The 446-nt window shown below is 69.5% G+C and carries 1 protein-coding gene; it reads right to left on the bottom strand.

From position 1 onward, the window contains the following. Positions 1-79: 79 nt before the first annotated feature. Positions 80-446: YobF C-terminal domain-containing protein (locus JMF97_RS30860; RefSeq protein ID WP_498043323.1), on the bottom strand; the 367-nt coding region annotated here is incomplete at its 5' end.

The raw sequence follows: 446 nt of genomic DNA, 5'->3' as shown, positions 1-446 counted from the left end.
TCGACATGTTGACTCCTTGATCAGTGCCGCCTTGGCACGCTACGGAAACGCCGGGATCGTCGACCCCGACCGGTGTTACTCAGGTGGCCGGGCCGGGCCGGTCGTCGATCGCCTCGACGAAGGCCTGCCGCAGCTCGGCGTAGGTGGGCCCGAGCGCCCGGAAGGTCGCCGCCGCACGGGCGTACTCCTGGGTAATCAGGTCGAGTTGCAGCGAACCCACCAGCAGCGCCTGACGTTCCAGGATCTCGGCCGGGCCGTGGCTGCCCAGTCGACGGTAGAGCATCGCGGCGTCGGCAAGCCGCCGCGGGCCCGCATGCACCTGGAACTCGACGAGGTAATTGTACTGCATAGACTTCAGGTCCCGCACGACCAGCTGCGCCGCCCGCTCGGCCGCATCCGGGATGCCCGGCGCGGAGAGCAGGTCGGCCGCGGTGTGCATGGGCGAC

Source organism: Micromonospora fiedleri (genome assembly GCF_016774385.1).
Lineage (GTDB): Bacteria > Actinomycetota > Actinomycetes > Mycobacteriales > Micromonosporaceae > Micromonospora > Micromonospora gifhornensis.
The sequence above is the reverse complement of the archived record's forward strand: the minus strand, read 5'-3'. Positions and strand labels throughout refer to the sequence as shown.